The 19,481-nt window shown below is 69.8% G+C and carries 18 protein-coding genes and 1 pseudogene; 5 read left to right on the top strand and 14 right to left on the bottom strand.

The window, feature by feature from the left end; translation table 11 throughout:
• Window positions 1–144: 144 nt before the first annotated feature.
• The 7 genes from nusB to AB0H76_RS07800 form a co-directional block, all read right to left on the bottom strand.
• Window positions 145–648, bottom strand: coding sequence for a transcription antitermination factor NusB (gene nusB, locus AB0H76_RS07830; protein ID WP_357318893.1), 504 nt, complete (start codon window positions 646–648; stop codon window positions 145–147).
• An 18-nt stretch (window positions 649–666) separates the two neighbouring features.
• Window positions 667–1,230 carry an elongation factor P gene (gene efp / locus AB0H76_RS07825; protein WP_357318890.1) on the bottom strand — a complete coding sequence of 188 codons (564 nt, stop codon included), beginning with the start codon at window positions 1,228–1,230 and terminating at the stop codon, window positions 667–669.
• Window positions 1,231–1,270: 40 nt separating this feature from the next.
• Complete coding sequence (locus tag AB0H76_RS07820; protein WP_357318887.1) at window positions 1,271–2,398, bottom strand: Xaa-Pro peptidase family protein; 1,128 nt, start codon at window positions 2,396–2,398, stop codon at window positions 1,271–1,273.
• A 49-nt stretch (window positions 2,399–2,447) separates the two neighbouring features.
• A complete protein-coding gene (locus AB0H76_RS07815) occupies window positions 2,448–3,023 on the bottom strand; it encodes a TerD family protein (RefSeq protein WP_357318884.1) in 576 nt (191 codons plus the stop codon).
• Between the two features lie 166 nt (window positions 3,024–3,189).
• Complete coding sequence (locus tag AB0H76_RS07810) at window positions 3,190–4,206, bottom strand: hemolysin family protein (RefSeq protein WP_357318882.1); 1,017 nt, start codon at window positions 4,204–4,206, stop codon at window positions 3,190–3,192.
• On the bottom strand, window positions 4,199–5,557 hold the full coding sequence (locus AB0H76_RS07805; RefSeq protein ID WP_357318879.1) for a hemolysin family protein: 1,359 nt from the start codon (window positions 5,555–5,557) through the stop codon (window positions 4,199–4,201). The genes AB0H76_RS07810 and AB0H76_RS07805 overlap by 8 nt, the downstream gene beginning before the upstream one ends.
• 88 nt (window positions 5,558–5,645) lie before the next feature.
• Window positions 5,646–6,335: a VTT domain-containing protein gene (locus AB0H76_RS07800; RefSeq protein ID WP_357318876.1), complete on the bottom strand. Its 690-nt coding sequence runs from the start codon at window positions 6,333–6,335 to the stop codon at window positions 5,646–5,648.
• Between the two features lie 105 nt (window positions 6,336–6,440).
• On the opposite strand from AB0H76_RS07800, the gene AB0H76_RS07795 reads away from it, so the two are divergent.
• The 5 genes and pseudogenes from AB0H76_RS07795 to aroB all read left to right on the top strand — a co-directional run bounded on the left by AB0H76_RS07795 (window position 6,441) and on the right by aroB (window position 10,998).
• Complete coding sequence (locus AB0H76_RS07795; protein ID WP_357318873.1) at window positions 6,441–6,836, top strand: MerR family transcriptional regulator; 396 nt, start codon at window positions 6,441–6,443, stop codon at window positions 6,834–6,836.
• Between the two features lie 104 nt (window positions 6,837–6,940).
• Window positions 6,941–7,405, top strand: coding sequence for a prepilin peptidase (locus tag AB0H76_RS07790; RefSeq protein ID WP_357318870.1), 465 nt, complete (start codon window positions 6,941–6,943; stop codon window positions 7,403–7,405).
• Between the two features lie 148 nt (window positions 7,406–7,553).
• On the top strand, window positions 7,554–8,753 hold the full coding sequence (gene aroC / locus AB0H76_RS07785) for a chorismate synthase (RefSeq protein WP_357318867.1): 1,200 nt from the start codon (window positions 7,554–7,556) through the stop codon (window positions 8,751–8,753).
• Window positions 8,750–9,268 (top strand): annotated as a pseudogene (locus AB0H76_RS07780) (shikimate kinase); the annotation flags it as partial. The gene aroC and the pseudogene AB0H76_RS07780, both read left to right, overlap by 4 nt.
• A gap of 608 nt (window positions 9,269–9,876) precedes the next feature.
• Window positions 9,877–10,998, top strand: coding sequence for a 3-dehydroquinate synthase (gene aroB / locus AB0H76_RS07775; protein WP_357318864.1), 1,122 nt, complete (start codon window positions 9,877–9,879; stop codon window positions 10,996–10,998).
• 70 nt (window positions 10,999–11,068) lie between these two features.
• Here the strand turns inward: aroB and AB0H76_RS07770 are convergent, their stop codons facing one another.
• The 7 genes from AB0H76_RS07770 to AB0H76_RS07740 all read right to left on the bottom strand — a co-directional run bounded on the left by AB0H76_RS07770 (window position 11,069) and on the right by AB0H76_RS07740 (window position 19,473).
• Window positions 11,069–11,542, bottom strand: coding sequence for a B-4DMT family transporter (locus AB0H76_RS07770; RefSeq protein WP_357318861.1), 474 nt, complete (start codon window positions 11,540–11,542; stop codon window positions 11,069–11,071).
• A gap of 79 nt (window positions 11,543–11,621) precedes the next feature.
• Window positions 11,622–12,434 (bottom strand): shikimate dehydrogenase, encoded by an 813-nt coding sequence (locus tag AB0H76_RS07765; RefSeq protein ID WP_357318858.1) that lies wholly within the window; start codon window positions 12,432–12,434, stop codon window positions 11,622–11,624.
• Window positions 12,424–13,989, bottom strand: a complete 1,566-nt coding sequence (mltG, locus tag AB0H76_RS07760; RefSeq protein ID WP_357318855.1) for an endolytic transglycosylase MltG — start codon at window positions 13,987–13,989, stop codon at window positions 12,424–12,426. Before mltG ends, AB0H76_RS07765 begins: the two co-directional genes overlap by 11 nt.
• The gene (gene ruvX / locus AB0H76_RS07755; RefSeq protein WP_357318852.1) at window positions 13,986–14,552 is read right to left on the bottom strand and encodes a Holliday junction resolvase RuvX; all 567 of its coding nucleotides are present in this window, start codon (window positions 14,550–14,552) and stop codon (window positions 13,986–13,988) included. The genes mltG and ruvX overlap by 4 nt, the downstream gene beginning before the upstream one ends.
• Entirely contained in the window at window positions 14,552–17,218 is a 2,667-nt protein-coding gene (gene alaS, locus AB0H76_RS07750; protein WP_357318850.1) for an alanine--tRNA ligase, read from the bottom strand. Before alaS ends, ruvX begins: the two co-directional genes overlap by 1 nt.
• Before the next feature lie 36 nt (window positions 17,219–17,254).
• Entirely contained in the window at window positions 17,255–17,941 is a 687-nt protein-coding gene (locus tag AB0H76_RS07745; RefSeq protein ID WP_357318847.1) for a Uma2 family endonuclease, read from the bottom strand.
• Between the two features lie 179 nt (window positions 17,942–18,120).
• Window positions 18,121–19,473, bottom strand: a complete 1,353-nt coding sequence (locus AB0H76_RS07740; RefSeq protein ID WP_357318845.1) for a replication-associated recombination protein A — start codon at window positions 19,471–19,473, stop codon at window positions 18,121–18,123.
• Window positions 19,474–19,481: the final 8 nt, after the last annotated feature.

Here is a 19,481-nt window from a genome sequence, read left to right as displayed (position 1 = left end):
GCGCACACACCGGATTCCCTTGACCTCGAGTGTGGTTGAGGAATGAGGATGGAGTTCGTGGCCGCCGGGTCCCGTACACCCACCGGCGGACGCGAAACAGCCGCACACTCAGCGAAGAGGGTGCGGCTGTTGGCTTTTCGCGAACTAGGCGTCGGCCTCCGGGCGCGGCGCGCGGGTCGCCGCGGCGGCGGCGCGGACCTGCGGGGCCACCAGGACGACCTGGCCGAGCACGCCGTTGATGAACGACGGCGAATCGTCGGTGGACAGTTCCTTGGCCAGCTCCACGGCCTCGTCCACCGCCACCACCGGCGGAACATCGTTGGCGTGGAACAACTCCCACACCGCGATGCGCAGGATGGCGCGGTCGACGGCGGGCAGACGCGACAGCGTCCAGTCCTGCAGGTAGGACTCGATGGTGCCGTCCACCCGGTCCAGGTCGCTGGCGACGCCTTCGACCAGGATGTGGGTGTAGGCGTGCACCGGGGCCACCGCCTGGTCACCGAGGGCCAGTTCGACCCGCTCGCTCAGCAGGTCGGCCACGTCGATATCGCGGGCCTCCGCCTCGAAGAGCAGGTCGACCGCTCGCCGCCGGGCCTTGTGCCGGGCGCCGAGCTTCTTGAACTTCTTGTCTTCAGGCTGCTGAGGCACGGTTACCTTATCCGCGCGTCAGGAGTTGACGCGGCTGATGTAGCTGCCGTCGCGGGTGTCGACCTTGAGCTTGTCACCCTGGTTGATGAACAGCGGGACCTGCACCTCGGCGCCGGTCTCGATGGTGGCGGGCTTGGTGCCGGCGCTCGAGCGGTCGCCCTGCAGGCCCGGCTCGGTGTGGGTGACCACGACCTCGATCGAGACCGGGAGCTCGATGAACAGCGCCTCGCCCTCGTGCATGGCGATCTGCACGCCCATGTTCTCCATCAGGAAGCCGCCCGCCTTGCCGACGGTCTTCTCCTGGAGGTGGATCTGGTCGTAGGTCTCGCCATCCATGAAGATGTAGTCCGAGCCGTCGTGGTACAGGTAGGTCATATCGCGACGGTCGACGGTGGCGGTCTCCACCTTGACGCCCGCGTTGAAGGTCTTGTCGACAACCTTGCCCGACACCACGTTCTTCAGCTTGGTCCGCACGAACGCGGGGCCCTTACCCGGCTTGACGTGCTGGAATTCGACAATCTGCTGCAGATTGTTGTCGATCTTCAGCACAAGGCCGTTCTTGAAGTCGCTGGTGTCCGCCACGGTTCTCGGATCTCCTCGTTCGTCACAGGTAAAGCCGTCGTCATTCGACGACGGTCAGGTCTTTGCTGGTGTTGGTGAGCAACTCCGGGCCCCCTTCGCGTACCACGAGCGTGTCCTCGATCCGGACCCCGCCGCGGCCGGGAAAGTACACACCGGGTTCGACGGTCACCGCCACGCCGGAGAGAAGTGTACCGGTTCCGGTTTTCATGATTCCGGGAGCTTCGTGGATCTGCAGTCCGACGCCGTGGCCCAGTCCGTGCGCGAACAGCTTGCCGTGCCCCGCGGCCTCGATCACCGAGCGCGCGGCCGCGTCCACCGCGACCACCTCGGCGCCGGGGCGCAGCGCCTCGCGGCCCGCCCGCTGTGCGGCCTCGACCAGCGTGTACACCTCGCGCTGCCAGTCGCTGGGCGCGCCGAGCACGAAGGTGCGGGTCATATCGGAGTGGTAGCCGCCGATGACGGCGCCGAAATCGAGCTTGACGAAGTCACCGGCCTGCAGGATCGCGCCGGTGGGGCGGTGATGCGGGATGGCGGAGTTCGGGCCGGCCGCGACGATGGTCTCGAAGGAGATCGCCTCCGCGCCGTGCTCGTACATGGCCCATTCCAGATCCCGGGCCACCTGGCGTTCGGTGCGGCCCGGGCGCAGCGCGCCACGTTCGAGGATCGCGGCCAGCCCGGCGTCGCCCGCGGTGCAGGCGGCGCGGAGCTGGGCGATCTCGTACTCGTCCTTGACCATGCGCAGCTGCTCGACCAGCCCGGCGACCGGAACCAGTTCCAGACCGGTCTTCTGCTCGGCGAACCCGCGCTGCTGATCGACGGTGACGATGTGGCTCTCGTAGCCGACCCGGCCCGCCTGCCACTCCCCGGCCAGCTCCACGATCCGGCGCGCGGTGGCCCGGCAGATCTCGGCCCGTAGGTCCGGGACCTGCTGGGCGACCTGATCGCGATAGCGCCCGTCGGTGCCGATCACCGTGCGCTCCTCGGCGTTGCGCATCTCCCACGCGTGCACCAGCAGCGCCGCGTTGGATCCGGTGAAACCGGTCAGGTACCTGATGTTCACCAGGTCGGTGACCAGCAGGGCGTCGACCTCGTTCTCTATCAGCAAGCTCCGCAACGCGCTACGGCGCGCCGCGTAGTCGGGCCCGGGGCCCACGTGATCAGCACACATGGAACCAAGCTACCGCCGACACGCCGTCGGCAGGAGCCACAACACGAGATCAGACGGCGACACCGAAATCGCGAGCGATACCGGTCAGACCGGAGCTGTAGCCCTGGCCGACGGCCCGGAACTTCCACTCCGCGCCGTTGCGGTAGAGCTCGCCGAAGACCATGGCGGTCTCGGTGGAGGCGTCCTCGGAGAGGTCGTAGCGGGCCAGCTCCTCGCCGCTGTCGCGGTTCACGACGCGGATGTAGGCGTTGCGCACCTGGCCGAAACTCTGTGAGCGCGTGTCGGCTTCGTAGATCGAGACCGGGAACACGATGCTCTCGATGGTCGGCGGGGTGCCGGCCAGGTCGACGTTGATGACCTCGTCGTCGCCCTCGCCCTCACCGGTCTTGTTGTCACCGGCGTGCTCGATGGCGCCCTCTGGCGACTTGAGGTTGTTGAAGAAGACGAAGTGCTTGTCCGAGACGACCTTCTTGTCGGCACCGAGCGCGATGGCGCTGGCATCCAGGTCGAAGTCGGTGCCGGTGGTGCTGCGCAGATCCCAGCCCAGACCGACGGCCACCTTGGTGAGGCCAGGCGCAGCCTTGCTCAGCGAGACATTGCCGCCCTTGGACAGACTGACACCCATATCGATCTCCTTCGATCAGCGCTAGAGGCGACCTTCGGCCCTAGCCACAGCTCGGTCTATCACCCAAAATGGTTCGGGGACAGCCCCTGTCATGCCGGCTCAACACTATCACGTAGCACTGTACGGTTGTCCGTACTGCCGCTCTATGCCCTGGTGGGAGCCGGTATCAGCGGAGTTCGGCCGCCGCGCCGGGCAGCAGACGCCGCAGCACATCGGTGATGGTGATCAGCCCGACCAGCGCGCCGGCGTCGGTGACGACGGCGAGATGGTTGCGCGTTTCCCGCATCCGCCGCAGCGCCTCGTAGACCGGCAGGTCCGCGGCCATGGTCAGCACCGGCCGCGCCAGATCCCGGGCCCGCGCGTCCGGGTCGGCGGTGAGGCTGTCGCGCACGTGGACCATGCCGTGGATGCCGCCGCCGTCGCGGATCAGCAGACGCAGGTGGCCGGTCGTGCGGGTGGCCGCCTTGATTGCCGGCAGGCCGGCATCCGGGGTGACGGCGCTGGGCGTGGCATTCGGGCGCACGATGTCGGCGACCGTGAGCCGTTCCAATTCCAGCGCGCTGGTGAGGTTTCCGTGATAGCGCTCGTCGAGCGTGCCGACGGTGGCCGAGTGCTCGATCAGATGCCGCAGCGCGGCCGGATCCTGCCCGGCGTCGACCTCGTCGACCGGGGTCACCCCGACCTTGCGCAAGCACCGATTCGCGATCCGGTTCAATGCCGTCAACAGCGGCCGGGTCAACGCCATGAACGCCCGCATCGGGAGCGCCAGCAGCGTCGCCGAGCGCTCCGGATGCGCGATCGCCCACGACTTGGGCGCCATCTCCCCCACCACCAGGTGCAGGAAGGTCACCGCGATCAGCGCCAGCACGAAACCGGCGACGTCGGCGAGCCACAGCGGAGCGCCGAGCGTGGCCAGCCCCGGCGTCAGCCAGTGGTGCACAGCGGGTTTGGTGATCGCGCCGAGGGCGAGGGTGCACACGGTGATCCCGAGCTGGGATCCGGCCAGCAGCACCGACAGCTCCGCCGAACTGCGCAGTGCGGCGCGGGCCGAACGGCTGGTCGGGGCCGCGTCCTCCAGGCGATGCCGGCGCGCGGCGATGAGCGCGAACTCCACGGCGACGAAAAACGCGCTGGCCGCGATCAAGACGACGGTGATCGCCGCGATTGCCCACGGGCTACTCATCGAAGTTCACCTCCGGTTCGACACTGAGGAACACCGAAACCGGCACGTAATTGCCCACCTCCCGGACCTCCGCGCGCACGGCGCGAGCGACCGGAGGCTGAACGGTGGCGTAGTCGGCACCGTTGCGCGGCAACGGGATCGACACGTAGTCACCCATCCCGGGCAGGCCGCCGAACTCGGCGATCACCAAGCCGGCCAGGGTTTCGTAGTCCCCGGTGGGCAAGCGCAGTTCCAGCCGGCGTTCGACCTCGTCGAGATGGACATCACCGGCGATCAGCCAGCCCGCGCCCTCGGCGACGATCTCGGCCGCGGTCCCCGGGTCGTGCTCGTCGGCGATCTCGCCGACGAGTTCCTCGGCGATGTCCTCGACGGTGACGATTCCGGCGAACCCGCCGTACTCGTCCACGACCAGTGCCATCTCCTCCCGCGCCGCACTCAGCTGAGCGACCACCTCGGTCAGTGGCAGCGAGGCGGGCACCAGTACCGCGGGCCGCAACCGGTCGGCAGCTACGCCGGTCGGCGGGCCGTCGAGCAGGTCGTGCAGGTGGATGACGCCACGCAGATCGTCGCTGCCGTCGCCGACCACGGGATAGCGCGTATGACCCGACCCCATGCGGGCCAGGACCGCGGTGACCGGATCTCCGAGCTGCACGGTGTCGACCCGCGCGCGCGGGATCATCGCGTGCTCGGCGGTGGCGGCCGGGAAGTCCAGGATCCGGTCGAGCAGCGTCGACAGCTCGCGCGGCAATTCCCCGGCCGCCCGCGAGGCGGCGACGATGTGCGCGAGGTCGCGCGGGGTGGCCGAGTGCTCGACGTCGTGCACCGGTTCGATGCGCAATGCCCGCAGTAGCAGATTCGAGGACTGGTCGAACAGCCGGATCAGCCACCCGAACAGCTTCAGATACAGGGTGGTGGACCCGGCCAGCCAGCGGGCCACCGGCTCGGGCCGGGCGATCGCGAGGTTCTTCGGGAACAGTTCGCCGAACACCATCTGCGCGAGGGTGGAGAAGGCGATCGCCAGCACGGTACCCGTCGCGATACCGACGGCCTGGGGCACACCCACACCGCCGAGCAGTTCGCCGAGCGAGCGGCCGATCAGCGGCTCGGCCACATAACCCACCAGCAGCCCGGTGACGGTGATGCCGAGCTGGGCGCCGGACAGCATGAACGAGGTGCGGCGCGTGACGGCCAGCGCGCGCCCGGCACCGGCATCACCGGTCTCGGCGCGGGCCCTCAGCCGGGACCGGTCGACGGCCATGTAGGCGAATTCCTGCGCGACGAAGTAGCCGGTCAACGCGGTGATGAGCAGGACGACCAGGATGCCGAGCAGCAGGCTCGCGACGGTCAGCACGCCCACACCTCCGAGCTACCTCGCGGGGGGCGGTCCGCCGGGGACGGGCCGGGTTTTCGGCGTTTACGCGGGCGTTTCATGGACTCTCTCAGGTCGGGGAATCGGCGTCGGCGCGCCGCTTTCCGAGGATGCGCTTGCTCACCTCGACGATGATCGGCAGCACCGAGACGAAGACGATGAGCAGGAAGATCAGATCGATGTTGTCGCGGATCGCGGCGATCTGGCCGAGCAGGTAGCCCAGGTAGGTCAGGCCCGCGCCCCAGAGCACGCCGCCGATCACGTTGTAGGTGACGAAGACTCGGTACTTCATGGCCGCCGCGCCCGCCACGACCGGGGCGAAGGTCCGCACGATCGGCACGAACCGGGCCAGCACGATGGTGATCGGCCCGTGCTTGACGAAGAAGGCGTTCGATTCGTCGATGTAGCGCTTCTTGAAGAAGCGCGCGTCGTCGTTCTTGAACAGCGCGGTGCCGCCGCGGGCGCCGATGAGATAGCCGACCTGGTCGCCGGCGATCGCGGCGATCGGAATCAGCACCAGCAGTACGCCGATCGGCGCGAACGGCTCGATCTCGGCCGATTTCGCGGCGGCGACCAGCCCCGCGGTGAACAGCAGGGAATCGCCCGGCAGTAGCGGGAACAACAGACCCGACTCGATGAACACCACGACCAGCAGGCCGACCAGCATCCAGGTGCCGAAGGAATTGAGCAGATTCACCGGGTCCAGAAAGCCCGGCAGCAGCGCCAGATCCGTGGTCACCGCGCTAGCAAGAGCAGACATGCCACACAGTAGCACGCAGCACTGTATGGTTTGGGCTGCGCTTCGGCGCGCACGCCGGTGGCACGTGCCGCTGTATGGTATTTGTCTCCTCGGAAGGAGGCCATGATGACCGAGACGTTGCTCAAGATCGGTGAACTGGCCGCACGCGCCGAGGTCAGCGCGCGCACGGTCGACTACTACACCACCATGGGATTGCTGGCCCCGGCCCAGCGCAGCGCCGGCAACTACCGCCTCTACAGCCCCGCCGACGTCGAACGCATCCACCTCATCCAACGTCTCGAAGCCCAGGGCATACCGCTGGAGGAGATCGCGGCGGCGCTGAGCGCCGGCCCCCGGGATATCAACGAGGTCCTCGCGCGCATCGACGACGACCTGAAGAGCCTGCAGACAGTGACCGAGTCCGCGCCTGTCGAGGTGCACGGCCTGCTCAATATCATTGCCACCCGGGTGCATTCACTCATCGCCGTCGCCATGCAACTCCCGCCGGACTTGCCGCTGTGACCTGCCCGCCGTGGCGGGAGACGAGATATTCACATCGGCGGAAGTTATCCCCATTTTCGAATCGGGGGATGGTTTCGCGTGCCGCGCGGACGAAGCTGGAAGCCATGACGATTCTCGCGTTCGCGGTGCTCACGGGGTGGTGCGCGGTGCTGAGCGGATGGGATCTGCTGCGGCGGCGGCTGCCCAACGCGCTCACCGGGTCGCTGCTGCTGGGCGTGCTCGGATATGCCCTCGGCACCGCGCAATTCACGGTGGCCGCCCTCGGAGCGGTCCTGCTGGCGGTGCCGTATCTCCTGCTCCACTTGCTGGCTCCCGCCGCGCTCGGCGCGGGGGATGTGAAACTGGCGGCCGGGCTGGGCGCGGCGGCCGGAATCGGTGGCACGCAGGCCTGGGTGTGGGCGGCGCTCGCCGCGCCGGTACTCACGGCCGGGGCCGGAATCGCGGCGCTGGGTACCGCGCGGCTGCGCCGAAAAACCGGAGCGAGCGAACCCGATCGGCGACCGGCGCTGCCACACGGGCCCGCGATGTGTGCCGCCACCTTGCTCGCCTTGGTCCTGGCGCCGACATGAGCCACGATGGCCCGGGCGCGGTTGCGCTACCCCCTACCGATCGCGATGAGCTCTGTGAAGCCGACCGGCCCCGCCGCTCAGACACGTGCCCGCAATCACAATCGACCGGATTCCGGAGGTCGGGTACTCACATGAAAGGATATAAGGCGTGTTGCGCTGGATAACTGCCGGAGAATCCCATGGTCCCGCTCTCGTCACCATCCTCGAGGGGATGGTCGCGGGTGTCGAAGTGACGTCCGACGAGGTTTCCGCACAGCTGGCGCGCCGGCGGCTCGGATACGGGCGCGGCGCCCGGATGAAGTTCGAGGCCGACAAGGTCACCATGGTCGGCGGCGTGCGCCACGGCCGCAGCATGGGCGGGCCGGTCGCCATCGAGATCGCCAATTCCGAATGGCCCAAGTGGACCACGGTCATGTCCGCGGATCCGGTCGACCCGGCCGAGCTGGCCGACCTGGCCCGCAACGCGCCGCTCACCCGGCCGCGCCCCGGGCACGCCGATTACTCCGGCATGCTCAAGTACAACTTCGACGACGCCCGCAACGTGCTCGAGCGCGCCAGCGCGCGGGAGACCGCGGCCCGCGTCGCCGCCGGCACCGTCGCCCGTAACTTCCTGCGCCAGGCGTTCGGCGTCGAGGTCATCTCGCATGTCGTCTCCATCGGCACCGCCGCCAACACCACCGGTGTCGTCCCCACCGCCGCCGATCTCGCGGCCATCGACGAGAGCCCCGTGCGCGCGTTCGACAAGGACGCCGAGGCCGCGATGATCGCCGAGATCGAAGCCGCCAAGAAGGACGGCGACACCCTCGGCGGCGTCGTCGAGGTGGTCGTGGAAGGCCTGCCGGTCGGCCTCGGCTCGTTCGTCTCCGGCGCCGACCGCCTCGATTCGCGCCTCGCGGCCGCGCTCATGGGCATCCAGGCGATCAAGGGCGTCGAGGTCGGCGACGGCTTCGAGACCGCCCGCCGCCGCGGCAGCCAGGCGCACGACGAAATGAAGCCCGGCCCCGACGGCGTGCTGCGCTCCACCAACCGCGCGGGCGGCCTGGAAGGCGGCATGACCAACGGTGAGCCGCTGCGCGTGCGCGCCGCGATGAAGCCGATCTCCACGGTGCCGCGCGCGCTGTCCACCGTCGACATGACCACCGGCGAGGAAGCCGTCGCCATCCACCAGCGCTCCGATGTCTGCGCCGTGCCCGCCGCGGGCGTCGTCGCCGAGGCCATGGTGGCGCTGGTCGTCGCGCAGGCCGCGCTGGAGAAGTTCGGCGGCGATTCGCTGACCGAGACCGTCGACAACGTCAACAGCTACGTCAAGCGGATCAGCAGCCGGCCACACGTTCCGACAGCGCCATGATCGTGCAGACCGATCCACGCGCACCGCGCGTGGTGCTGGTCGGACCGCCCGGGGCGGGGAAATCCACGATCGGCCGCAAGCTCGCCAAGGAACTCGGTGTCGAGCTGTTCGACACCGATGCCGGCATCGAGTCCGACACCGGTCGCACCATTCCGGACATCTTCGCCAACGACGGTGAGCCGGAGTTCCGCAAGATCGAGGAACGGGTGGTGCGCCGCGCCATCCTGAACGAACGCGGGGTCGTCTCGCTCGGCGGCGGCGCCGTGCTGTCCGACGACACCCGCGCGCTGCTGCGCAACCGCACTGTGGTGTACCTGGAAATCAGTGTGGCCGAAGGGCTTCGGCGCACCGGCGCGAGCACCCAGCGCCCCCTGCTCAACGGCGCCGACCCCGGCGCCAAGTACCGGGAGCTGATGCGCAAGCGTCGCCCGCTCTACCGCGAGGTCGCCTCCATCCGGGTACGCACCGACGGCCGCAGCCCCGGCCGGGTCGTGCGGATGATCCTGGCCAAACTGGGCGTCGAGCCGTCGACCCCCGAGCCGGTCGCGCCCGAAACCGGCACGGTGGCAACGCCCTCCGGCAGCAGCCGCTCCCGGGCCCGCCGCCGCGCCCGGGCCCGCGCGGCCGCCGCCCGCCGCACCGCCGAAATCCCCGACACCGTCGAAACACCCACCACCCCGGCGGAATCCGAGACCGGCGGCCAGACCCGCCGCCGCGGCCGCGGTCGCCGGCGAGGCAGGCGAACCCCCACCGGAACCGAACCCGCACCGATCAGCCGGTCCGCCGATCACGGATCGCCCGAGAGCGAATCCACCGGCGCGGCAACAGAGCCCGGGCGGCAGATGCCACGCCGCCCACGGCGTGCTCGCCGTGCGGCGGGCGCGCCCGCCGGCGCGGACGCCACGAGCACCACCGCCGACGCCACGACTCGATCGGCCCGGCGGGGATCGAACAACGCGGAGGACTCGGCGGGCTCCGCCCCGGCGCAGGCCTCCCCCACGGCCGGGACCACCGGTAGTTCCAGTGACAAACCCGCCACCGGGCGCGCGCGGCGCGCCCGCTCGCGCCGCGCCCGCGCGCGCGACCAAGAGCCTTCGGCACGAACAGAATCGGAGCAGACAACGTGAGCGAGCCGACCCGTATCGAGGTACGCACGGCAGACCCGTATTCGGTGATCATCGGGCGCGGTCTGCTCGGTGAACTCGTCGAGTCGGTCAGCACCGCGACCAACGGGGTGCGTACCGTCGCGATCTTCTATCAGCCGCCGCTGGCCGAGACCGCCGAGGCGGTGCGCAAGGCGCTGGCCGACAGCGGGCTCGACGCGCACCGGGTGGAGATCCCCGATGCCGAGGCCGGTAAGGACCTGCAGGTCGCCGGCTTCTGCTGGGAGGTGCTCGGCCGAATCGGGCTGACCCGCAACGACGTCATCGTGAGCCTGGGCGGCGGCGCGGCCACCGACCTGGCCGGTTTCGTCGCCGCCACCTGGATGCGCGGCGTGAACATCGTGCACGTGCCGACCACCCTGCTGGCCATGGTGGACGCGGCGGTCGGCGGCAAGACCGGCATCAATACCGAGGCGGGCAAGAACCTGGTCGGCTGCTTCCACGAGCCCGCCGCGGTACTGGTCGATCTGGCCACCCTGGAGACGGTGCCGCGCAACGAGATCGTCGCGGGCATGGCCGAGATCCTCAAGGCCGGCTTCATCGCCGACCCGGTCATCCTGGATCTGGTGGAACGCGATCCCGCGGCCGCCCTCGACCCGACCGGTGACGTGCTGCCGGAGCTGATCCGCCGCGCCGTGCAGGTGAAGGCCGACGTGGTCGCCGCCGACCTCAAGGAATCCAGCCTGCGCGAGATCCTCAACTACGGCCACACCCTGGGCCACGCCATCGAGCGCCGCGAGCGCTACCGCTGGCGCCACGGCGCCGCCGTGTCGGTGGGCCTGGTGTTCGCCGCCGAGCTGGGCCGCCTGGCCGGTCGCCTCGACGACGCGACCGCCGATCGGCACCGGGCCGTGCTGGAAAGCGTCGGCCTGCCGACCACCTACGACGCCGACGCGCTCCCCCAGCTGCTGGACGCCATGCAGACCGACAAGAAGACCCGCTCCGGCGTCCTGCGCTTCGTGGTGCTGGACGGCCTGGCCAAGCCGGGCCGCCTGGAGGGCCCGGATCCGACGCTACTGGCCGCCGCCTACTCGGCCATCGCCCGCGAGGACACGCCCTCCAGCGGCGCGATCCTGTTGTAGCGGCCGCTGATTCAGCAGAACGCCCCGGCATCCGACGAGCGGATGCCGGGGCGTTGTGCGTCCGGGCGAGTCAGCTCGCGGTGCCCGCGTGCTCCCGCACGCCGGAGTTCCGCGCCTTCTCCAGCCGTCGTTCGGCGACCATGCGCCCGATGCCGACACCGGCCAGCGCGGGCAGGAAGATCAGCAGCACGATGAACGAGGCCGCCGCCGTCATCTCGAACAGCAACCCGTTGTCGCCGAGGTCGAAGCGCGGCAGGTGATCCAGCAGCCAGGAGACCAGCCCCGAGCCGAGCCCGCCGACCACGCCCGCCTTCAGCCACACGATCGTCAGATCGGAGCCGTGTTCCGGATCCGGATGCACCTCGCGGTCCTTGCGCCCGTCGAGCACGCCCCACATCACGACGACACCGATCAGCACCGCCAGGCACAGCAGCCGCAGCCACGAGCCCTGCGTCGGCCAGTACACCATCGCGAACCCGAGCAGGGCGCGCATGGCCACCACCAGCCCACCGAGCAGCACGGCCCGCATAACCCAACCAGTCATGGCCAACACCATAACCCGCAGCTAGAGGAAACCTAACTAGAACCGGTACTAGAAATTTCCCGGCATGGGAGAAGACGCGTCAGGCGTCGACCGCTGCGGCCATCGCCGCGCGCGGGGCCGGGCGGCCGGTGAACTGTTCCACTTGGCCGTACGCCTGGTTCAGCAGCATCTGCAGCCCACTGACCACCGTGTGGCCCGCACGTTCGACGGCCGCGGCGAGCGGAGTCGGCCAGGGGTTGTAGATGGCGTCGAGCACCACCGGGGCCACGGCGACCTGCTCGGCCACGGTGGCGGCGGCTTCGTAGGGAATGGTGCTGACCACCGCACCGGCGCTCGCGCACACCGCGCGCACGGCCTCGGGCTCGAACCCGATGACCGCGGCGCTCATACCGAGCCGTTCGGCGAGTTCCACTGCGCCACGGGCTCTTCCGGCATCGCGCGCGAGCACGGTCACCGCCTTCGCACCGAGTTCGGACAGCGCGAGCAGCGCGGGGCGGGCGGTGCCGCCGGCGCCGAGCACGACCGCCTCGGTGAGCGTGCCGACACCCCCGGCGCGCAGCGCGCCGAGCACGCCGTCGACATCGGTGCAGTCGGCCCGCCAGCAGCTTCCGGTGCGCACCAGCGTGTTCGCCGAGCCCACCAGCACGGCGCGCTCGGTGCGCTCGGTCGCGTAGGCCAGGGCGGCTTCCTTGCCCGGCATGGTGACCGAGAGACCGACCCACTCCGGGCCGAGGCCGTCCACCAGCCCGGGCAGCTGCGCGGCGGAGCATTCGATGCGCTCGTAGGTCCACGGCAGGCCGAGCGCGCGGTAGGCCGCGAGATGCAGTTGCGGCGACCGGGAATGCGCGATCGGCTGACCCAGGACCGCGGCCTTGCGTACCTCAGCGCCCACTGTCGAGAATTCCGCTCTCCTGGGCCTTCCTGATGTTGCGCAGGTGTTCGGCGTAGCTCTCGGTGAACAGCGTGGTGCCCTTCGAATCGATGGTGACGAAGTAGAGCCAGTCACCCGGCTCCGGCTTCTCCATGGCGCGCAACGAATCCAGCGACGGCGCGGCGATCGGGTTGGCGGGCAGGCCGGGCATGGCGTAGGTGTTCCACGGGGTCTTCGTGGCCCGGTCGTCGTCGGTGGTGGCCAGTTCGGTGGTGTCCAGGGCGTAGTTCACCGTGGAGTCGAACTGCAACGGCTGGTTCACCTTCAGCCGGTTCAGGATGACGCGGGCGACCTTGGCCCGGTCCTCCGGCGACGCCTCGCGTTCGACCAGGGACGCCGCGATGAGCGTCTGGTAGGGCGTCAGCTTGGTCTCCGCGCCGGACTGCAACAGCCCGGTCTGCTCGTAGCTGGCCGCACTCTGGCTGATCAGCTGCCGCAGGATCTGCTGCGGCGTGCCGCTGGGATCGAAATCCCATGTGCCCGCGGCGAACAGGCCGTCGAGCTGCCGGGAGCGGTCGGGCGCGGCGCGCACGGACTCCACGGCCCAGGACGGCACACCGAGCGAGACCAGATCGGTGCTCGCGCCCGCGGCGGCGAGTTGCTCGGCGCTGACGCACTTCTGCTGGGAGGCCATGCCGACACAGCTGGCGGCCGAGATCTTGGTGTAGAGACCCTCGGTCTTGGCGCCGGTCTGCACGTCGTGCTGGTCGTGCAGCAGCCGGCCTTCGGCGACCACCAGATTGCCGACGCGCGAGCTCTTTCCGACCAGGGTCGTCACCGCCTCCGCGGCGGGGCTCTCGCTGGGGATGGCGTAGTAGCCCGGCTGCACCGAGGTGATGTTCGAATTGCGCATGGCCGCTTGGTAGAACGCGGAGCTGCTCTTCACCACGCCGCGCTCCAGCATGGAGTCGGCGATCTGGGTCGCGGTGTCGCCGGGATGCACCTGCACCACCACCAGCGGGCCGCCGGGACCGGCGTAATCCGCCGGCGGGCCGAAGGATTCGGCGAACTGCTTGACCGCGAAACCGGCCGCGCCGACGATCAGGACGACGAGCACGCCCGCGATGACCCACATGTTGCGGCGGCGGCGCTTGCGCTCGGCCGCTTTGCGGGAGGCGGCACGCGAGCGCTTGCCGCGCGAGGATTTGGCGGGCCGGTCCGGCTTGCCCCGGCCGCCGGCGCGGGAGTTCGCGCGCACCGCCTGCTTGCCCCGCTTCGGGGGCTCCGGTTCGTCGAGCTCGTCGTCGTAGTCGGCGTCGAAATCGTCTGCGGCGTCGTAACCGTCGTCGTCCTTGGCCGGGTCGTAGAGCGCCGGACCCTCGTAGAACGGCTCGTCGTCGGTGTAGCGCGGGATGACGGTGGTGTCGTCGTCGTAATCGGCCCAGGCGTCCGGGTTCGATCCGGTCGACTTGCGGGCCCGGGGGTCGTTGGCCCACGCCCGGTCGTCGCGCCGGTAGCGGCGATCAGCCTCGCGCTGCCGGAAGCGTTCCTCGGCCCGCGCCCATCGATCCGTCATGCATCGCCCTCCGACGACGCACCACGTACCTCTTCGCCCGACCTCAACACCGCACTCCGTTCGTCCAACCATCCTTGCAGGATCGACACGGCCGCCGCCTGATCGATTACTTGGCGCTGGCCACGCGTGCGTACTCCACTGTCCCGCAATGCACGTGCAGCTGACACCGTAGTCAAACGTTCGTCGGAAAGCCTGATCGGCACCGGGGCGATACTGGCCTGCAAACGCTTGGCGAATGCGATGGCCAACCCGGCCGCAGTGCCTTTTTCCCCGCGTAATGTCCGGGGCAGGCCGACAATAACCTCCACGGCCTCGTACTCGCGCACAATTTCGGCAATCCTCGCGATATCGGGTGCCGGACCGCCGCCGCGCGCACCGGATTTCGCGCGCGGCACGGTCTCGACCGGTGTCGCAAGGATGCCGTCAGGGTCACTTGACGCCACGCCGACGCGGACGCTGCCCACGTCGATCGCGATGCGCCGCCCCCGCCCGGGGTCGGTCGCCGGATCCGGCCGGTGACCACCCGCGGGCAACTCTGTATGTGAAGTTTCCGAATCGTCCATCAGGAGGCCAGTTCGGCCACCCGCGCCCGGACCGCCGTTAGACCGGTAGCGATGCCCGAGGGATCCGATCCGGCGCCCTGCGCCATCTCCGGCTTGCCGCCGCCCCGGCCCGCGATGCTCGGACCGAACGCGCCGACCAGGTCGCCGGCCTTGTAGCCGAGCTCCTGGGCGGGCTTATTCACGGTCACCACGAACGGGACCTTGCCGTCGGCGTTGCCGAGCAGCACCACGATCGCGGGCTCGGTGCCGAAGCGGCCGCGGATGTCGGTGGCCAGGGTGCGCAGATCACCGGCGCCGACGCCCTCGGGCGCGGCTACCGCGACCAGCAGCACGCCGCCGATCCGCTCGGCCTGCTCGACGAAGGCCGACACCGAGGACAGCACCGCGGCCATCTTGGTGCGCTCGAGCTCCTTCTCGGCCACCTTGAGCCGCTCCACCAGCTGCTCGACGCGGCCGGGGACCTCCTCCGAGGGCACCTTGAGCGAGGACGCGACGCCGGCGAGCAGCGCGCGCTCCTTGGCCAGGTACTTGTAGGAGTCCAGGCCGACAAAGGCTTCCACGCGGCGCTTGCCGGAACCGATGGCCGATTCGCCGAGCAGCGTGATCGGGCCGATCTGCGAGGAGTGCTGCACGTGCGTGCCGCCGCAGAGCTCCATCGAGAACGGGCCGCCGATCTCCACGACGCGCACCTCGGCGCCGTAGTTCTCGCCGAAGAGCGCCATCGCGCCCATCTCCTTGGCCTTGGTCAGGTCGGTGACGAAGGTGTTCACCGGGAAGTCCGCGCCCACCGCGTCATTGGAGATGGCCTCGATATCGGACTTCTGGTCCTCCGAGAGCTGACCGGTCCAGTTGAAGTCGAAGCGCAGGTAGCCCGGCTTGTTCATGGAGCCGGCCTGCACCGCGTTCGGGCCCAGGATCTGGCGCAGCGCCGCGTGCACCATGTGCGTGCCGGAGTGGCCCTGGGTGGCGCCCCGGCGCCAGGCCGGATCCGCCTGTGCCAGCACGACATCGCCCTCGGTGATCTGGCCCTGCTCGACCGTGGTCTTGTGCACCCACAGCTTCTTGGCGATCTTCTGCACGTCGTTGACGGCCAGCTTCACCCCGGTCGCGGTGATCGAGCCGCGGTCGGCGATCTGGCCGCCGGACTCGGCGTAGAGCGGGCTGCGATCCAGGATGACCTCGACGTCCTGGCCCGCGGTGGCGACCGGGACGCGCACGCCGTCGGCGATCAGCGCGAGCACCGTCGCCTCGGAGGTCAGCTCGTCGAATCCGGTGAACTCGGTTTCGCCGCGGTCGACCAGCTCGGTGTAGATCGACAGGTCGGCGTGCCCGTGCTTGCGGGCCTGCGCGTCGGCCTTGGCCATCGCGACCTGCTCGGCCATCAGCGAGCGGAAACCGTCCTCGTCCACGGAAAGCCCGGCCTCGGAAGCCATTTCCAGGGTCAGCTCGATCGGGAAGCCGTAGGTGTCGTGCAGCTTGAACGCCGCCGAACCCGGAATCGTCTTGGCGCCCTTGGTTTCCACCTCGTCGACCGCGTCGGCGAACAGCTTGGAACCGGTGTTGAGCGTCTTGAGGAACGCGGCCTCCTCGGCGACGGCGACATCGCGGATCCGCGCGAAGTCGGTGCCGAGCTCGGGGTAGGACGGCGCCATCAGGTCGCTGACGACCTTGATGAACTCGCCGATCACCGGCTTGTCCGCGCCCAGCAGCCGCGCCGAGCGCACGATCCGGCGCAGCAGGCGGCGCAGCACGTAACCGCGGCCGTCGTTGCCGGGGTTGATGCCGTCGGCGATCAGCATGGCGCCACTGCGGGCGTGGTCGGCGATGACGCGGAAGCGGCGGTCGCCCTCGGCGTCGACGCCGTAGGAGCTGCCGGTCAGTTCCTCGGCCTTGGCGATGATCGGGCGCAGCAGGTCGGTCTCGTAGACGTTGTCCACGCCCTGCAGCAGCATCGCGACGCGCTCGATGCCCATGCCGGTGTCGATGTTCTTCTTCGGCAGCGACCCGATCGGCGGGTGCCCCTTCTTCGGGCTCAGATCACCGCGAATGTCCTGCATGAAGACCAGGTTCCAGATTTCGAGGTACCGGTCCTCGTCGGCCACCGGGCCGCCGTCGCGACCGTGCTCCGGGCCGCGGTCGTAGTAGATCTCCGAGCACGGGCCGCCCGGGCCGGGCACGCCCATGTCCCAGTAGTTGTCCTCACCGTCGCGGAACTGGATCCGCTCGGCCGGGATGCCGATCTTGGCGGCCCAGATCTCGGCGGCCTCGGGATCCTCGTTGTAGGCGGTGACCCACAGGCGCTCGGGATCGAAGCCGTAGCCGCCGTCCGCCTGCGACTTGGTCAGCAGCTCCCACGCGAAGGTGATGGCGCCTTCCTTGAAGTAGTCGCCGAAGGAGAAGTTGCCGGCCATCTGGAAGAAGGTGTTGTGCCGGGTGGTGACGCCGACCTCTTCGATGTCACCGGTGCGCACGCACTTCTGCACACTGGTAGCTCGCGGGTACGGCGCTGCCTGTTGACCCAGGAAGTACGGCTTGAACTGAACCATGCCCGCGTTCACGAAGAGCAGGGTCGGGTCGTCCAGGCTCAGCGGGGCACTGGGCACCTCGGTGTGGCCGGCACGGACGAAATGTTCCAGGAATCGCCGTCGGATCTCGTGGGTCTGCACAGGTATCCAGCCTACCGGGACGGCGCATCCGGTTTTTCAGGGGCCGGAAGCGCCTACCGCCGCACCGAACGCCTCGGTTTCGAGCACCACGCCGACCGGCTCCGGCAGCTCCATCGCGTGGCCGAACTCGGTGCGCGCGGTCTGGGCGTACCAGCCCTTGATCGGGTGGCTGAAGACGAAGACGCCACGCACCGCGCGGTCGACCAGAACATAGAGCGGAATCTCGGCCTCGGCGTAGGCCTGGGTCTTGCGGACCCGGGCCCGCTGGTCGGTCGCGGACTCGTCGGCGGTGATCTCGACGACCAGCAGCACCTCGTCCGGTTCGGCCCAGCCGGTGCGCCGCCCGAACGTGCCGTCGGGCGCCAGCGCGCCGTCCGCGCGCACCCGGCCCTCGCGATCGGCCTGCACCTTCAGATCGAGGGACGGATACAGCCGTAAGTCGCCGCGCTGCCGCAGGATCTGCTGGGTGATCGCGCGCCGGATCTCCACGCCGGTGCGGTCCGGCGCCACCTTCGCGCCGAGCTGCCCGTCCAGGAACTCCAGCGCTATCGCCGCGGGGGCGCACCGGGCCAGCTCCTCGAACTCCTCGATCAGCAACTGCGGGCCGCCCTGCCCGGTGAGCTTGCCGGCCTCGAATGCCAGCCGGACGGCGGCGGGTGCGTGCCCCGAGAGCTCGTGGAAGTCCTGCTCCGACATCTGCGGTCGATCCGGCCGAACCGTCACCGAGCACCTCCTCCGGTCGGGTGGGGCATACCCATGCGGATCGACCCTACGCCCGGCAACCACTCCGCACTCACGATTTCGCGGCGCCCCGGACGCCGCACCGGCGACACCCTGCGACGCGTGGATACCGTTGGGCCGGAACGTTATCCACGCGTGATGTGGTAATCGATCGGACCGCCTCAGCGCCCCCGGACGATGCGCCGCAGCTTCTGCACGCGCGGGCCGATCTCGCGCTCGGTGCCGTGATCGGTGGGGGTGTAGTAATCGCGGCCGACCAGTTCGTCCGGCGGGTACTGCTGGGCCAGCACGCCGTCCGGGTCGTCGTGCGGGTACCGGTAGCCCTGGGCGTTGCCGAGTTTCGCGGCGCCCGCGTAGTGCCCGTCGCGCAGATGCGGGGGCACCAGGCCCGCCTTGCCCGCGGCGATATCGGACATGGCGGCGCCCAGCGCGGCGGGCACCGCACCGGACTTCGGGGCGGTGGCCAGATGAATGGTGGCGTGGGTCAGCGTCAGCTGCGCCTCCGGCATGCCGATCAGCTGGACGACCTGCGCCGCCGCGACCGCGGATTGCAGCGCCGTGGGATCGGCCATGCCGATGTCCTCGCTGGCGGAGATGACCAGGCGGCGGGCGATGAAGCGGGGATCCTCGCCGGCGCTCATCATCCGCGCCAGGTAGTGCAGCGCCGCGTCGACATCGGAGCCGCGAATGGACTTGATGAAGGCGCTGACCACGTCGTAGTGCTGATCGCCACCGCGGTCGTAGCGCACGGCCGCCTTGTCCACGCTGGCCTCGACCAGATCCACGTCGACGGCGCCGTCGAGGGAGGACTCGGCCGAGGCCTCCAGCGCGGTCAGCGCGCGCCGGGCGTCACCGCCGGCGATGCGCACGATGTGATCGAGCGCCGCCTCGGTGACCGCGTACTCGCCGGCGAAACCGCGCGGATCGTCGATGGCGCGTTGCAGCACCTGGCGGATGTCGGCGTCGGTCAGCGACTGCAGTTGCAGCACCAGCGAGCGCGACAGCAGCGGCGAGACGACCGAGAACGACGGATTCTCCGTGGTCGCGCCGACGAGCAGCACGATGCGGTTCTCCACGGCCGCGAGCAGCGCGTCCTGCTGGGTCTTGGAGAAGCGGTGCACCTCGTCGATGAACAGGACCGTCTGCTCGCCCACCGTGAGCCGGCGGCGCGCCAGGTCGATGACCGCGCGCACCTCCTTCACGCCCGCCGACAGCGCGGACAGCGCCTCGAAGCGGCGGCCGGTGGCCTGCGAGATCAGCGAGGCCAGCGTGGTCTTGCCGGTGCCGGGCGGGCCGTAGAGCAGCACCGAGGCCGCGCCCGACCCTTCGACGAGGCGGCGCAGCGGTGAGCCGGGGCCGAGCAGATGCTGCTGCCCGACAACCTCTTCCAGCGAGGCCGGGCGCATGCGGACCGCCAGCGGCACGGAATCACCGGCGCCGCGGAATTCGACGCGGCCCCGGCCGTCGGACTCCCCCGCCGCCTGCCCGGGTACCTCGAACAGCCCGTCGGTCATGCCCGCCC

Origin of the sequence: Nocardia sp. NPDC050712 (assembly GCF_040654295.1) — a bacterium.
Classification (GTDB): domain Bacteria; phylum Actinomycetota; class Actinomycetes; order Mycobacteriales; family Mycobacteriaceae; genus Nocardia.
This window is presented reverse-complemented; position numbering and strand designations above follow the sequence as displayed.

Coding starts and splice junctions, on each gene's coding strand:
- AB0H76_RS07820 (WP_357318887.1), bottom strand. CDS start 2,398: ATGTGTGCTGATCACGTGGGCCCCGGGCCCGACTACGCGGCGCGCCGT.
- AB0H76_RS07815 (WP_357318884.1), bottom strand. CDS start 3,023: ATGGGTGTCAGTCTGTCCAAGGGCGGCAATGTCTCGCTGAGCAAGGCT.
- AB0H76_RS07810 (WP_357318882.1), bottom strand. CDS start 4,206: ATGAGTAGCCCGTGGGCAATCGCGGCGATCACCGTCGTCTTGATCGCG.
- AB0H76_RS07800 (WP_357318876.1), bottom strand. CDS start 6,335: ATGTCTGCTCTTGCTAGCGCGGTGACCACGGATCTGGCGCTGCTGCCG.
- AB0H76_RS07795 (WP_357318873.1), top strand. CDS start 6,441: ATGACCGAGACGTTGCTCAAGATCGGTGAACTGGCCGCACGCGCCGAG.
- AB0H76_RS07790 (WP_357318870.1), top strand. CDS start 6,941: ATGACGATTCTCGCGTTCGCGGTGCTCACGGGGTGGTGCGCGGTGCTG.
- AB0H76_RS07770 (WP_357318861.1), bottom strand. CDS start 11,542: ATGACTGGTTGGGTTATGCGGGCCGTGCTGCTCGGTGGGCTGGTGGTG.
- mltG (WP_357318855.1), bottom strand. CDS start 13,989: ATGACGGATCGATGGGCGCGGGCCGAGGAACGCTTCCGGCAGCGCGAG.
- ruvX (WP_357318852.1), bottom strand. CDS start 14,552: ATGGACGATTCGGAAACTTCACATACAGAGTTGCCCGCGGGTGGTCAC.
- AB0H76_RS07740 (WP_357318845.1), bottom strand. CDS start 19,473: ATGACCGACGGGCTGTTCGAGGTACCCGGGCAGGCGGCGGGGGAGTCC.